The 13,304-nt window shown below is 64.1% G+C and carries 12 protein-coding genes and 2 tRNA genes; 12 read left to right on the top strand and 2 right to left on the bottom strand.

The window, feature by feature from the left end; all coding sequences use genetic code 11:
- The first annotated feature begins 2 nt into the window (after nt 1-2).
- The 7 genes from QMF22_RS10975 (at nt 3) to QMF22_RS10945 (ending at nt 6,048) form a co-directional block, all read left to right on the top strand.
- The gene (locus QMF22_RS10975) at nt 3-1,085 is read left to right on the top strand and encodes an ABC transporter permease (RefSeq protein WP_283454070.1); all 1,083 of its coding nucleotides are present in this window, start codon (nt 3-5) and stop codon (nt 1,083-1,085) included.
- Nucleotides 1,085-2,788 (top strand): dipeptide ABC transporter ATP-binding protein, encoded by a 1,704-nt coding sequence (locus QMF22_RS10970; RefSeq protein ID WP_283453478.1) that lies wholly within the window; start codon nt 1,085-1,087, stop codon nt 2,786-2,788. Before QMF22_RS10975 ends, QMF22_RS10970 begins: the two co-directional genes overlap by 1 nt.
- A 5-nt stretch (nt 2,789-2,793) precedes the next feature.
- Nucleotides 2,794-3,684, top strand: coding sequence for an ATP-binding cassette domain-containing protein (locus QMF22_RS10965; protein ID WP_283453477.1), 891 nt, complete (start codon nt 2,794-2,796; stop codon nt 3,682-3,684).
- Between the two features lie 230 nt (nt 3,685-3,914).
- A tRNA-Asn gene (locus QMF22_RS10960) sits at nt 3,915-3,987 on the top strand.
- Between the two features lie 122 nt (nt 3,988-4,109).
- Nucleotides 4,110-4,985, top strand: coding sequence for a sensor histidine kinase (locus tag QMF22_RS10955; RefSeq protein WP_283453476.1), 876 nt, complete (start codon nt 4,110-4,112; stop codon nt 4,983-4,985).
- Entirely contained in the window at nt 4,982-5,746 is a 765-nt protein-coding gene (locus QMF22_RS10950) for an AzlC family ABC transporter permease (protein ID WP_502846941.1), read from the top strand. The genes QMF22_RS10955 and QMF22_RS10950 overlap by 4 nt, the downstream gene beginning before the upstream one ends.
- Nucleotides 5,743-6,048, top strand: a complete 306-nt coding sequence (locus QMF22_RS10945; protein ID WP_283453474.1) for an AzlD domain-containing protein — start codon at nt 5,743-5,745, stop codon at nt 6,046-6,048. The genes QMF22_RS10950 and QMF22_RS10945 overlap by 4 nt, the downstream gene beginning before the upstream one ends.
- Here QMF22_RS10945 and def read toward each other — a convergent pair whose 3' ends face one another.
- Nucleotides 6,049-6,621, bottom strand: a complete 573-nt coding sequence (gene def / locus QMF22_RS10940; protein WP_283453472.1) for a peptide deformylase — start codon at nt 6,619-6,621, stop codon at nt 6,049-6,051.
- Between the two features lie 40 nt (nt 6,622-6,661).
- Between def and QMF22_RS10935 the strand changes: the two genes are divergently transcribed.
- The 5 genes from QMF22_RS10935 (at nt 6,662) to QMF22_RS10915 (ending at nt 10,718) form a co-directional block, all read left to right on the top strand.
- Nucleotides 6,662-7,576, top strand: a complete 915-nt coding sequence (locus QMF22_RS10935; RefSeq protein ID WP_283453470.1) for a DMT family transporter — start codon at nt 6,662-6,664, stop codon at nt 7,574-7,576.
- A 155-nt stretch (nt 7,577-7,731) separates the two neighbouring features.
- A complete protein-coding gene (locus QMF22_RS10930; protein WP_502846940.1) occupies nt 7,732-9,012 on the top strand; it encodes a glycosyltransferase in 1,281 nt (426 codons plus the stop codon).
- Between the two features lie 37 nt (nt 9,013-9,049).
- A tRNA-Ile gene (locus QMF22_RS10925) sits at nt 9,050-9,123 on the top strand.
- Between the two features lie 54 nt (nt 9,124-9,177).
- Nucleotides 9,178-9,531 (top strand): helix-turn-helix domain-containing protein, encoded by a 354-nt coding sequence (locus QMF22_RS10920; protein WP_283453468.1) that lies wholly within the window; start codon nt 9,178-9,180, stop codon nt 9,529-9,531.
- Nucleotides 9,531-10,718 (top strand): tyrosine-type recombinase/integrase, encoded by a 1,188-nt coding sequence (locus QMF22_RS10915; RefSeq protein WP_283453466.1) that lies wholly within the window; start codon nt 9,531-9,533, stop codon nt 10,716-10,718. Before QMF22_RS10920 ends, QMF22_RS10915 begins: the two co-directional genes overlap by 1 nt.
- Before the next feature lie 343 nt (nt 10,719-11,061).
- On the opposite strand, the gene QMF22_RS10910 is transcribed toward QMF22_RS10915, so the two are convergent.
- Entirely contained in the window at nt 11,062-12,273 is a 1,212-nt protein-coding gene (locus QMF22_RS10910) for an FAD-binding domain-containing protein (RefSeq protein ID WP_283453464.1), read from the bottom strand.
- Nucleotides 12,274-13,304: the final 1,031 nt, after the last annotated feature.

The raw sequence follows: 13,304 nt of genomic DNA, 5'->3' as shown, positions 1-13,304 counted from the left end.
CAATGCTCGCTGAAACCACCCACGCACCCAAAGCCCCGCTGTGGACACGACTTCCCGTCGTGCACCAGCTCCGGCAGAGCGTTGGGCTGCAACGAGGCATGCTCGTTGTCGGCCTCGTAATCACCGGAATCTTCATCCTGACCGCGATCTTCGCCCCGCTCCTGGCGCCGTACGGTTTCAGCCAGCTCCGCGACGAGAACGGAACATTCGGCGCCCAGCAGTCACCGGGCGGCGCGCACCTTCTCGGGACCACCGTCGGTGGCTACGACGTGCTCTCCCGTGTCATCTGGGGGTCGCAGACCGCGATCACCGTGATGGTCATCGCCGTCGTGCTGTCGATCTTCGCTGGCGTGGCCCTGGGCCTCGTTTCCGGCTACTTCGGCGGTTGGCTCGACCGGGGACTCGTGGTCATCTGTGACGCGGTCTACGCCTTTCCTGCCCTGCTACTCGCGATCGTCATGGGCATTGTCATCTCCGGTGGCCGATCCGGTCTGTGGGGCGGAATCTTCGCCGCCGCAATCTCGATCACCGTGGTCTTCATCCCGCAGTACTTCCGCGTGATTCGTGCTGAGACCGTGCGCATCAAGGCGGAGGCCTATGTGGAGTCGGCCCGGGTTCTCGGTGCCAGCAACGGGCGCATCATGTTCCGTCACGTCCTGCGCAATGCCACCCGTACCCTGCCGCTGATCTTCACGCTCAATGCCTCTGAGGCGCTTCTGACCCTCGCGGGGCTCGGCTTCATCGGCTTCGGCATCGAACCGTCGTCGGCCGCCGAGTGGGGCTATGACCTGAACAAGTCGCTCTCCGACGTGACCAGCGGTATCTGGTGGACCAGCCTGTTCCCCGGTCTGGCAATCGTGCTCGTGGTTCTCGGCATCACCCTCGTGGGTGAAAGCCTGAACGACCTTGCCGACCCGCGCCTGCGCAGTCGACGCGCCCCCGGCAAAACGGCCGGAGTCGTCGCGGCATCGAGCGTCGTTGCCGGTGGAATCCTGTCCGCCGGCCCCGGAGGAATCGAGGGGCTCGAACCCGACGCTCCCGCCGTCACCCCCCACCCGAACGACGACCCATTCGAGGCCAAATAATGAGCGCTCAGTCCCTTCCCGACGTCGTACGCATTGACAACCTCAATGTGACCTTCGCCACCGACGGCGGCGCTGTGAAGGCCGTCGACGGTGTGAGCCTGCGCGTCGCCCCCGGAGAAGTGCTCGCCATCGTGGGGGAGAGCGGCAGCGGCAAGACCGTCACCGCGAAGACCATCCTCGGTCTGCTCCCCGAGACGGCCATCGCAAACGGCGCCGTCATACTGAGCAGCAAGGACGGCTCCAACTCCAACGACGTGCTGTCCGTCAGCAAACAAAAGCTGCGCCAGCTACGGGGGACGGACGTTTCCATGGTGTTCCAGGAGCCGTCAACGGCCCTGAACCCCGTGTTCACCGTTGGCTGGCAGATCGCAGAGGGTATTCGCGCCCACGGTGAGTTCAGCCGCAAGGAAGCCCGCGCGAAGGCCATTGAGATTCTCGGCCGGGTTGGCATCCCCGACCCGCAGAGCCGGGTCGACTACTACCCGCACCAGTTTTCCGGCGGCCAGAAGCAGCGAGTCGTCATCGCCATGGCCCTCGTGCTGGATCCAGGGCTCATCGTCGCCGACGAACCGACCACGGCTTTGGATGTGACCGTGCAGGCCGAGATTCTCGACCTGCTGCGGCGCTGCCGTGACGAATTCGGCACCGCAATCGTGTTGATCACCCACAACATGGGCGTCGTCGCCGATCTTGCAGACCGCGTTGTCGTGATGTACGAGGGCAAGATCGTCGAAGAGGCCCCAGCCCAGGACTTGTTCTCCAACCCCAAACACGAGTACACCAAGCGACTTCTCGGCTCGGTGCCCCGCGTCGGCCACGGCACGGTGCGGGCAACCGCACGGTTGCGGGCTCGGGAGCCCGAATGGGCCGATCAGGCCCCGGTCGTCGTCGCGAACAACTTGAAGATCCAATACCCAGGCCGGCTCGGCAAACCCGGTTTTACAGCCGTTGACGGGGTGAGCTTCAGCATCCGCCCGGGGGAGGTGCTCGGCCTGGTCGGCGAGAGCGGGTCCGGCAAGACGACGATCGGTCGGGCCATGGGCGGTCTCACCAGGGTGACCGGTGGTTCGCTGACGGTACTCGGCCACGAGATGCACGGATTCAAGGAACGCGCGTTCAAGAAGGTGCGCAGCGACATCGGATTCGTCTTCCAGGACCCGGCTTCGAGCTTCAACCCCTTGCTCACCATCGCCGAATGCGTCGCTGAGCCGCTCGTCGTGCACGGGCGGGCAGCGAACACCCGGGCCGCCCGCAGGCGCGTAGACGAACTGCTCGAAGCCGTGCAGCTGCCCAAAGCCTTCGGCGACCGGTACCCGCACGAGCTCAGCGGTGGCCAGCGCCAACGAGCGAGTCTGGCCCGCGGTCTTGCTCTCGAGCCGAGCCTGCTCATCGCCGATGAGCCGACCAGCGCCCTCGACGTGTCCGTGCAGGCAAAGGTGCTCGAACTCTTCGCCGAGATCCAAGCAGAGTTCGGGTTCGCTGCGCTGTTCATCAGCCACGACCTCGCCGTCGTCGACATTCTGGCCGACCGCATTGCCGTGCTGTACAAGGGGAAATTGGTCGAGGAAGGCACGGGTGCGGAGGTGCTCGGTGCTCCGAAGGAGGCTTACACCCAGCGGCTCCTCGCCTCACTGCCCGTACCAGACCCGGCCACGCAGGCATTGCGCCGGGACGAACTCCGCATTCTGCGGGCGGCGGGATAGCCAGCATGAGGCATGGCGCGGCATCCGTTCCCCCAATCCAGACCAGCGATCTCACCATCGAATACCCACCCCACGGCGCCAGCCCGGCGTTTGTGGCGGTGCATGGATTCACCCTGCGCATCGCGCCCGGTGAGGTGGTGGGACTGCTCGGCGAGAGCGGCTCCGGCAAGAGCACCCTCGCCCGGGTGCTCTCGGGTGACGCTTTTGTGAGCGACCTGACCGGCATCCGTCCGCAGATCACCGGAGGAGAGGCGACGGTGCTGGGGTTCGGCCTGCGCCGCATCAGTAAGCGCAAGCTGGCCCGGCTCACGTTCGGAGTCGGGCTGCTCGCCCAGGATGCCGCCGATACCCTGCCATCCACCATGACGGTGGCCGAGATCGTCGCCGAGCCGGTACTCGAACGCGATCGACGCTATAACCGGCGTGCGCTCGGCGCCCAGGTGGCCACGATGATCGACGCAGTGCGCCTGCCCCTGACTGTTCTAGAGCAGTACCCGTATGAGCTCTCCAGCGGCCAGCGACAGCGTGTGGCGCTGGCCCGTGCGCTCGTCTTCGGTCCGGCCTTATTGATCGCTGACGAGCCCACAGCGGGCGTTGACGTGCTGGTGCGTGACGCGGTTATCGACCTGATCAGCGAATTACAGCAGGAACGGTCGTTCTCGGCTCTCGTCATCAGTCACGACTTAGCCGTGCTGCAGCGGGTGGCCAATCGTATCGGTGTCATGCATCAGGGCGTGCTGGTCGGCCTCGGCACCATCGATGACGTCTTCCGAGACCCGTGGCACCCGTACGTGCGCGGACTCGCCGCCGCCCTGCAGCATCCAGCAAGCGCTGCAACCGACACCGCTGCAGCCACCGACAGCGACGATGAAACGGATGCCGCAGCCGTCAGCTGATCGCCTGTCGCGCCCGATCGCATCCGCTTGACGCGCGATCGGTCGCGGCCCGCCCGACACGCCCGACCGGCTTTTCGTGCACCAGACTGCTCAATTGTTGCCCGTGGCCCACTTTTCGGGGACTACAGGGGCAATGAGTCGACAAAACAGGGACGTCAGAGCCGATCGGCAGTCGACGTGGTTTGGGACAGCCAAGAAAACTTGGTAAAGTAGCAACGCTGTTCAAGCATTCCTCGATAGCTCAATTGGCAGAGCAGCGCACTGTTAATGCGCAGGTTCTTGGTTCGAGTCCAAGTCGGGGAGCGAAAGGCCACTCAGGGCTCCACCCCGGGTGGCCTTTTTTGTCGGTTCGTTTGGTTCCGACAAAAAAGGTTCTTCCAATTTCTACAGTGCGCCGGCCTTGGCACACGAGACGGCGGTCAGCAGTGGATTTTTCGCAACTTCTGGTACCAGCACTCGGCGTACTCTCCGGGGCGCTGCTCGTGCTGTGGGGTATCTCGTTAATTCGCTCACGCCGGGTACTGTTCGACCGCAATGCCGCCGAACGCGTGCGCATCGAACTGGAGCTCTCCCTCGCCGAGCAGCAGGGACGCCTGGCCATAATCCGTGAACTGCAGGATGGCGCCGTGCTCACCATCGCCCGCCTCATCACCCGCGCCGAGGGCGCCCGTTACACCGCCGAGAGTGACCCGTCGACGGCCGTGCGCGCGGCCACGGCGCTCGTCGATGAAGGCCGAGTGGCCCTTGCCGACATGCGCCGCGTGCTGACCATCGTGCGCGAGGGCGAGACTGTCGGAGCGCTGCAGCCCGGGCCGCAGTCCACCCGCGACCTGTTTCGGGTGATGCGCGACGCCGGGCTCGTAGTGAGCTTCATCGAATCCGGCGAACGCTTCGCCCTCAAAGCGGGCGCCGAGCTCGCCATCTTCCGCATTCTGCAGAGCGCCCTCTCCAACGCACTCAAGCACGGCGGCGTCGGTACCGAAGCTCGCGTGTCGTTCACCTGGACCCGCGACGGCCTGCAGCTACTCGTCGACGACGACGGTATCCGTGCTGCAGCCCGTCGGGACGGCAAGGAGTCCGGTGAACAAGCCGCACGCACCCCGTACACGATCGAGGATGACCTCAAAGCCCTCAGCGAGAGCATTGCCGGCCCCGGCATCACGCAGATGCGGGAGCGCGCCCAGCTGTTCGGCGGCGTGTTCAATGCCGGAACGGTGCCCGGTCTGGGCTTCTCAGTGTCGGCCGTGTTCCCGTCGCTGCGCTTTCACAACGGCGTTCACGGCGTCGACCTCGCCCGGTGACCCCGGCGCCCCTCACCGTGCCTGCAACCCATGCCGACGACGAGACCCGCCAGCGACGCCTGGCCGTTCGTGAAGGCCTGGCCGTGGGGCTCGCCACCGCTGCCTACGGGGTGTCGTTCGGTGCTCTATCGGTCGCCGCGGGGCTCGACATTTGGCAGACCAGTTTCGTCAGCATCGTCATGTTCTCCGGGGGCTCCCAATTCGCCCTCATCGGCGTGCTCGCTGCCGGCGGGGTTGGCGCTGGCCCGGCAGCCATCGCGAGCGCAGCGCTGCTCGGTGTGCGCAATGGCATCTACGGCATGCGGACCGCACCGATCGTCGGCGCCGGCCTCTGGAAACGCCTGGCCGCCGGGTGGATCACCATCGACGAATCCACCGCTGTCGCCCTCGCCCAGCCCACACCGCACAGCCGCCGGGTCGGCTTCTGGGTCACCGGCCTGGCCGTTTTCATCGGCTGGAACGCGACCACCCTGATCGGCGCACTGATCGGCGATGCCCTCGGCGATACCAGGGCCTACGGGCTCGACGCTGCCGCAGCGGCCGCGTTCGTCGGCCTGCTCTGGCCGCGCCTCAAGCGGATGCAGGCGGTCGCCGTGGCCGTCGCGGCAGCGGTCGTCGCCGCCACGCTCACCCCCGTGCTCATGCCGGGTCTGCCCGTGCTGGTCGCTGCCCTCGTGGCCGTTCTGGTGGGCCTGTTCAACTGGCTCGGCGGGCCGACCGTGCCGGGCGGGGCATCCGCTCGAAGGGGGTTGCGCTCATGACCCTGTGGCAGATCATCATTGCCGCGTCGATCGCCGTACTCGCGCTCAAGCTGGCCGGTTACCTCGTGCCGCCGGCCCTGTTGCACAAGCCCACGCCGTCGCGCATCGCCGACCTGCTGACGGTGGCGCTGCTCGCGGCGCTGATCGCCGTGCAGACGCTCGGCAGCGGGCAGGCGCTCACCGTGGACGCCCGCATTCCCGCCGTGATCGTGGCGGCCGGACTGTTCGCGATCAAAACGCCGTTCATCGTCGTCGTGATCGTGGCGGCGCTGGTGGCCGCGGGGCTGCGCGCGCTGACCTAACTAACCCTCGAGGTCGTCGACACCGGGGGTCCAGCTCAGGCCGGGCACGCCCCAACTCTTCTTGCGTTCGACCTTGGCCGCCATTTTCGCGTAGACGTGCTCGAGGCGATCCACGTAGAGCGTTCCGTCGAGGTGGTCGTACTCGTGCTGGAAGATGCGGGCGAGCCAGCCATCCGCTCGAATCTCGAAGGGTTGCTGCTCGGCATCGACGGCCCGCAAAATGGCGGACTGGGATCGTTTCAGGGGAAAACGCTCGCCCGGAAATGACAGGCACCCTTCGTCTTCGTCGACATTCTCGTCATCGACGGGCTCGGCCGACACGGGCGTGATCCACAGTTCGGGGTTGATCGCAACGCCGCGCCACGATACCTCGTCATCGTCCTGGTAGCTGTAGGTGAAAATGCGCAGCCCAACTCCCACCTGGGTGGCGGCGAGACCGACCCCCGGCGCGGCATCCATCGTCTCGAACATGTCTTGCACCAATTCGCGCAAACTATCGTCGAAATCGACGACGGGAGCTGCGGGGGAGTGGAGAACGGGGTCACCTGAAATTACTATCGCGCGTACGGCCATTTCTCCAGAATATCGGCAAGCTTGTCGATAGGGTCATCAAGTGACCTCTGACCTAACCGATCTGGCGACAGAAATCGCTATCGATCCACGTCAGGCCATCGGAATTCCGCTGGCCTTGGTCGGTGCGGTCTTTCTCTCCCTCGGTGCTCAATTTCAGCACCGCGGCGTCACCAAAGTCGAGGCACGCACCGAAGAGGTCACTGGCGGACTCAACGTACGCCAGCTGACCCTGCTGCTGGCTCGGCCGTCGTGGGTTTTCGGTTCGCTCATGCTCGGTCTGGCCATCGTGTTCCAACTGACCAGCCTCGCCTTCGCACCCATCATCGTCGTGCAGCCGCTCGGGGCAGTCGCCCTGGTGATCACCGCAGTCCTGAACGCGAGAGTCAGCAAAGTCAAGATCAATCGCGCGAGCATTATCGCCATCTCGATGTGCGTGGGCGGGGTCGGCCTGTTCGTCACCGTTGCCGCGTTCACCGCAGTCGACAAACCTGTCACAGACCAAAATTTGGTGACCATCCTCATCGTGCTTGCGGCCGTCCTGCTGGCCTTTGGGCTCGCTTTTGGGTTTCTGCGTCGCCGGTCCCAGGCGATCTTCTACATTCTCGGCGCCGGCGTGCTTTACGGGTTCGTCGCCACCCTCGCCAAGGTCGTGATCAACCGCACCCAGCACGGAAACTTTGAGTGGCTGACCCTGACCTGTGTGCTCGGTCTGCTCTTGGCCGCAGCCCTCGGGGCCTACTTCGTTCAGAACGCCTACGCGTCGGGACCGCCCGATCTGGTCATTGCCGGGCTCACCGTCGTCGACCCGCTCGTGGCGGTGGGAATCGGAATCGTTGTGTTGGGCGAGGCCAGCCAGGCCCCACCCGCAGCAGCAATCGCCTTCGTCGTTGCCGGCGCGATCGCCATTCGGGGCGTCTTCCTGCTCGCGCGGTACCACCCACAACTCGATCGCTGACCTCCTGCGAATTTGGGCCGCCACGGTGCGGGGCGCCGCGCGGTAGGCACGGTTTAGAATAGGGTTCGAGGGCGCAGCGTCATTTCTTGCCGCGCGCACCCGAGATAGCCCGCCGGACGATGACCCCCGGCCCACCAACGTAGGGACCACTCCACTTGTCAGATTCGACCGACTTGCTGAGCAGCCCGACCCCGGGCGATGCGCCCGAGAGCGCGCCGGATGCGCTAACCGAGAAACCTCGGATTCGCGTGCTCATCGCCGCCGACACCTTTGCACCCGACGTGAACGGCGCGGCACGATTTGCCGAACGGCTCGCCGCCGGACTGGTCGCGCGCGGCCATGAAGTTCAGATCATGGCTCCGGCCTCGTCGCGCAAGCACGGCAGCTGGACCGAAATGCATGAGGGCCAGCCGATGGTCGTGCACCGCCTGCACAGCTGGCGCTGGTACCCGCACGACTGGCTGCGATTTGCCCTACCCTGGCTGATTCGCGGCGAAAGCCGACGCATTCTGGACTCCTTCCGCCCCGATGTCGTGCACTTTCAGTCGCACATCAACGTGGGGCGTGGCGTGTCCATCGAGGCGGCGAAGCGCAACATCCGCTTGGTTGGCACCAACCACTTCATGCCCGAGAACATGGTGAAGTTCTCCCTCGTTCCGCTCGGCTTGCAGGACCGAGTCATCAAGGCCGCGTGGCGGGCGGCCCGACGCACCTTCGGGCGCGCCGCAGCAGTCACCACTCCGACTCGCCGCGCAGCCCAGTTTCTCGAGAAATACACCGGCCTCACCGGGGTCTACGCCATTTCATGCGGGATCGATGCCGACAACTACGCACCGAATTTTGAGACGCGCACCGCGAATCGCATCCTCTTCGTCGGGCGCGTCACCGGCGAGAAGCAGATTGACGTTCTACTTCAGGCCGCTGCGCTGCTGCCAGCCAACCTCGATGCCCAGATCGAAATAGTCGGCGGGGGCGATCAGAGACGCAACCTGGAGCACCTGGCGGACACACTCGGCATCCGCTCGCGTGTCACCTTCACCGGTTACGTGACGGACGATGAGCTGCGCGCGGCGTATTCGCGCGCCACGGTGTTTGCCATGCCGTCTGTCGCCGAGTTGCAGAGTATCGCCACGATGGAGGCGATGGCCTCCGGACTGCCCATTGTCGCAGCGGATGCCATGGCACTGCCTCACCTCGTGCACGATGAGGCGAATGGTTACCTGTTCAAGCCGAGCGACGCGCAGGATCTGGCGGACAAGCTGACCGTAGTGCTTACGGCGTCGCCGGAGCGCTTGGAAGAGCTCAAGCGAGAGTCGCTCAAGCTCATTGCCGCCCACGACATCAAGCGCACGTTGAACACATTCGAATGCCTGTATCGTGGAGAGCCGGTGAGCGATCTGGTCTCCAACGGAGCCTCGTCGCAGACGCCCGAGTAGTCACATGTCTGTGGGTGCAACCGTTGGTTGTACCTTTGGGGCGGTAGCTCAGCTGGTTAGAGCAGCGGACTCATAATCCGTCGGTCCCGGGTTCAAGTCCCGGCCGCCCTACTCGAAACATCGTTTGATCAGGTTTTCTTGTTCTCACCATAGGAGCAAGACTTGATGAAGTATCCGTTTATTATCCGTTTATTCAAAAATTCTGACCCCTCACAGCCACCTCTGATCGAGGTGCACGCGCGAGTTCGAGTGCTCTGGATCGGCCTCGCCCACCTGTGGGTTATGGACACTCACACCCTCTCTCGGCTCGGTCTCGAGCCTGTACTCACGACCAGCGAGCTCGCCGAGTATCTCGGCGTGCACGTGCAAGCAATCTACGATCTCCGTAACGATGGCCGCGGACCGACCGGCTTTCGCGTCGGACGGGAGATTCGTTACCACGTATCTGATGTCCTCAGCTGGCTCGACAGCCTTCGTGAGCCGGATCGGTCTCGGCGCACTCTCGAATCCAATCTCTGATGGCGGGGCGTCCCCGCACACCCATCAGCACCGGCGGCACGATCAGAACGCGCAAGGTCAAGTCGGGAATGTTTCGAGCCGTAACCGTCTTTCGTGATTGGGACGGCCAGACCCGCAAGGTCACCGCGACCAGCTCGAGTCGAAACGCTGCGCAAGCCGCGCTCAAGGTCGACCTGGCCGCACGAATGCGTGCCGGTGGACTCGACGACGCTCTTAACGCAGGGTCGCCGTTCCCGTTGCTCGCCGCCGCCTGGCTCGACGACGTCGAGCACGACGTTGACCGTTCTCAAGGCACCAAAGAGACGTATCAGCGTCAGCTGGGAACACTGGTGCTGCCCTTCTTCGCGCACTTCACCATTCGAGAGGTGAGTGTCGGCCGGGTCGAGCGCTATCTCAAGCAGCAGCGCGAGAAGTCCTACACACAGGCGAAGCACTCACGCACGATCCTGGGCATGATCATGGCCTTCGCCGTTCGACGAGAGATCATTGCACGCAATCCCGTCAAAGAGGCCTCGCGCATGAAGAAGCCTCCGCATACCCCGAAGGCGCTGACGACAGAGCAGATCGCCGCTATCCGACTCGCGGCGCGCGAGTGGCGCTCGCAAGAGGGCAGGATGGGACCGCGGTCCGACGGCCAGGTGCGCGACATTATCGAGGTCATGCTCGGCACCGCGACGCGCATCGGAGAGGCGCTCGCGCTTCGTCAGTGTGACGTCGACCTGGATAATGATCCGCCCCAGGTGAGCGTTAGCGGAACGATCGTCGTGCACAAAGGGGCCGCCGTGCACCGCCAGGAGCACCCCAAGACGCACGAGTCGAACCGAATCATCCCCGTGCCGCCGTTCGCGGCCGACGTGATTCGCCAGCGCCTGGCGTTGCTCGATCCGGAGGATGCGGAGCATCTGCTTTTCTACTCCCGGGTGGGCACTCCGCTCACGCCGTACAACGTTCGGCGCACGTTCCGGGGGATACTCCGAAAGGCTGGCCTCGAGGGCATGGACATCACTCCGCATTCGTTTCGCCGCACCGGCGCGACTTTGCTTGCCAACGAGCTCGGCCTGCAGGCGGCGGCCGACATGCTCGGGCACACGTCAACGTCGACGACGAAGGCGCACTATGCGGAGCCTGACCGCACTGTGAAGTCAGGGCCGGCGGAGGTAATGCAGCGGTTGGCGCCTCCACCGTAGGAGTTTAAGAAGGGAACCCTTGAGGGGTCTCCTGCACGGTTAGGTGACAGTGGCCGAAATTGTCTAAAAACATTGGTGACAGGGCATTTCCTCGTCGATGTCGAGGTAACGACGATACTCTCCGTGTGCCCCTTCAATGTGGGCACGGCGTTGTGAAATACATCGCAGTGTTGGCTGAACACCGCCGGTGTCCCGTTGACCTCCGAAGTGGTGTTTTTGCGCTTGGCGATTTCCCGAAGCCGACAAGTAAGCAGTTACCGACGCTCTAGGCATTGTGCGGCGTGATGTGTCCGGCGGATGCTCGACTCTGCTGATCGTGTCGCCCTGTGTCAGGGGCCCGGGTCTACAAGCCCTGCTGGTGCAGCAGTTCAGGAATACGCTCGCGGAAAGGGAAGAACCCGCGCGCGGCGTAGGGCCAAGCGAGCGTGTCCCAGCGCCGCCTGACGATCGTGACCGTTATTCCCTCCGAGGCGAGAGCGGCGCCGAGCGTCAGCATCCGTTGCTGCACCGGGCCTACCGGTGCGTTCGGCATGACCACCGTATCGAGGCGTTCGGACTCCGCCCACTTCAGTACCGTGGAGGGGAGCGCGTCGGGCAGCACTTTCGCCGGTCGCCCGACGGCGTCTAAGGCCCGCTTGGCCGCGTCATCGAGGGCTGATGCCGTGAATCGCCGCACTGTATCCGAGGCGCCGGAGGGCGAGCGCTCGTCGGGATCGGTGGATCCGGCGATAGCCACGAGTCGGCTGTTCGAATCCAACCAGGAAAACTCGGTGCGCAGGCTTGCCGCGTCCAGATCCTCTTCGTGCAGCAACAGTCCCACTCGAGTGCCCAATGGGGTGGACTCGGCGGGAGCAATCGGTGCCCGCGTTGGCAGTGGCTCTTCAATGATCGCTCGTGCCGACGTGGCGAGTCCCGATGGCGAGAAGCGGCCCTCGGTGTAGCGAGAAATGTTCGATGCCGTCGCGAGGTAGGTCTTTCCGGCGGTCTGGAGCCCGGCAACCCACCGCCAGGAGAGCGTGTTGGAGGCGGCATCGCCATCAAGAAGGTGTCGATAGAAGAAGTCCGCACCGAGTTGCCACGGCAGGCCGAGCGTGAACATCCAGATGCTCGCAAACCACATGCGGGTGTGGTTGTGCAGGTATCCGGTGTCCACAAGCTCACGCACCCACGCATCCATGGCATCAATGCCGGTGTGCCCAGCGATAGCTTCGCGGTAACCTCCGGAGTGTGTGTCACTCGCGAGCCCGAGGTCGGCCGCATCGCGGCGATACCGTCGCCACACCTCGGGATTCTGCTCGAGCCATCCCTTCCAGTACGTCCGCCAGAAGACTTCCTGCACAAATTTCTCGCATGCACCGAACCGATGCCGTTCAAGGACAGCCGAAACCACTTCGCGCTCGGTCAGGAGTCTGTGACGGAGGTACGGAGAGAGACCGGAGACGTTTTCACGGGAGGGTCCAGTGTCGTGATTGCGGTCTCGCGCGTAATCTATCCCTGCACGAGGGACGAACAGGCCGAGGGTTTCGAGGCCGGCAGCTCGGGTAGGAGTGAACATCCCTCTCATCATGCACCATGTGAATTTGAGGAGGTCCCGGTCGGCCCTCTGGAGCGACCCAGAACAGCGAACGCAACCGGTCGTCGCAACGAATTGTTGAATTCGCCGTCGGACTGCGGGACAGATCTGGGGCCAAACCTCCCGGCGGCCGCGCCGGTGATGCCGTGTCACTCGGGGACGGTGACCAGGACAGATCTGGGGCCAAACCAGCTGGAGGCCAAAGGCGCCGACGTTGTGTCGCTGAGGAACCCGCTTTGGGAATCGGGCGCAGCTGCTAACCCAGCGGTCCCCACCCGGTACTACGCCGCTACCGCCGAAACGCTGTTGCTAGGAACTGCGCTTCCTGTGGGGTCTTTTTCTCTTCGTGATCGGTCCCTCTTCGGAGTAAGTGGCCGTTGACGCGTTGGTCTTCGAACTCGGCCATACTACGGTTGGGTACGCCGATGAGGAAGCTCCGCCCCCGGATGTCGATTTCACTACATCGGCTAGAATTATGACCACCGTAATGACCACTCCACCTACCGAGCGCAGCACGGTGAAGGTACGTCTGAATGGTGTGCGGCTCCGGATCTCTGTTCCCATTTTGAGGCCCCCTTACGGATTAGCCTACCGAGTCCACAAGAGCTCACCACGAGTCACGACCACTTCGATGAGACGATGCCGCGAATTTGTGCAGAACCGGAGGTCGGGACGGCAAGCGCTAGCGTCGTCGTCCCTTACGTGTGCCCGCAAGCCGAACCCTCTACGAGACACCCGGACCTAACTTGGCGAAGGACCAGCTTCGCGGGCCGGTCCTTCGAATCGGTCTCGTCGTACGGTTTCGTTCGGTAAACCCAAGCATCGACTTGTCGAATCGAACCGACCAATTGAACCGCGAGACTACTCGGGTGACTTCTCCTTGGCAGACCCCTACGTGTCAGGGTTGGGTGAGGCCAGTAGCTAAGAGCAAGTCCGCCGTGTGACGTAGGGCGAGAATCAGGAATCATCACCATGTCCAGCCCGTCTTTGATCGCCGTGCGCGACGATAGTCA

The organism is Cryobacterium sp. PH31-L1, assembly GCF_030063145.1.
Classification (GTDB): Bacteria; Actinomycetota; Actinomycetes; order Actinomycetales; family Microbacteriaceae; genus Cryobacterium.
Note: the sequence above shows the minus strand (reverse complement) of the source record. Positions and strands in the feature narration are given on the sequence as shown.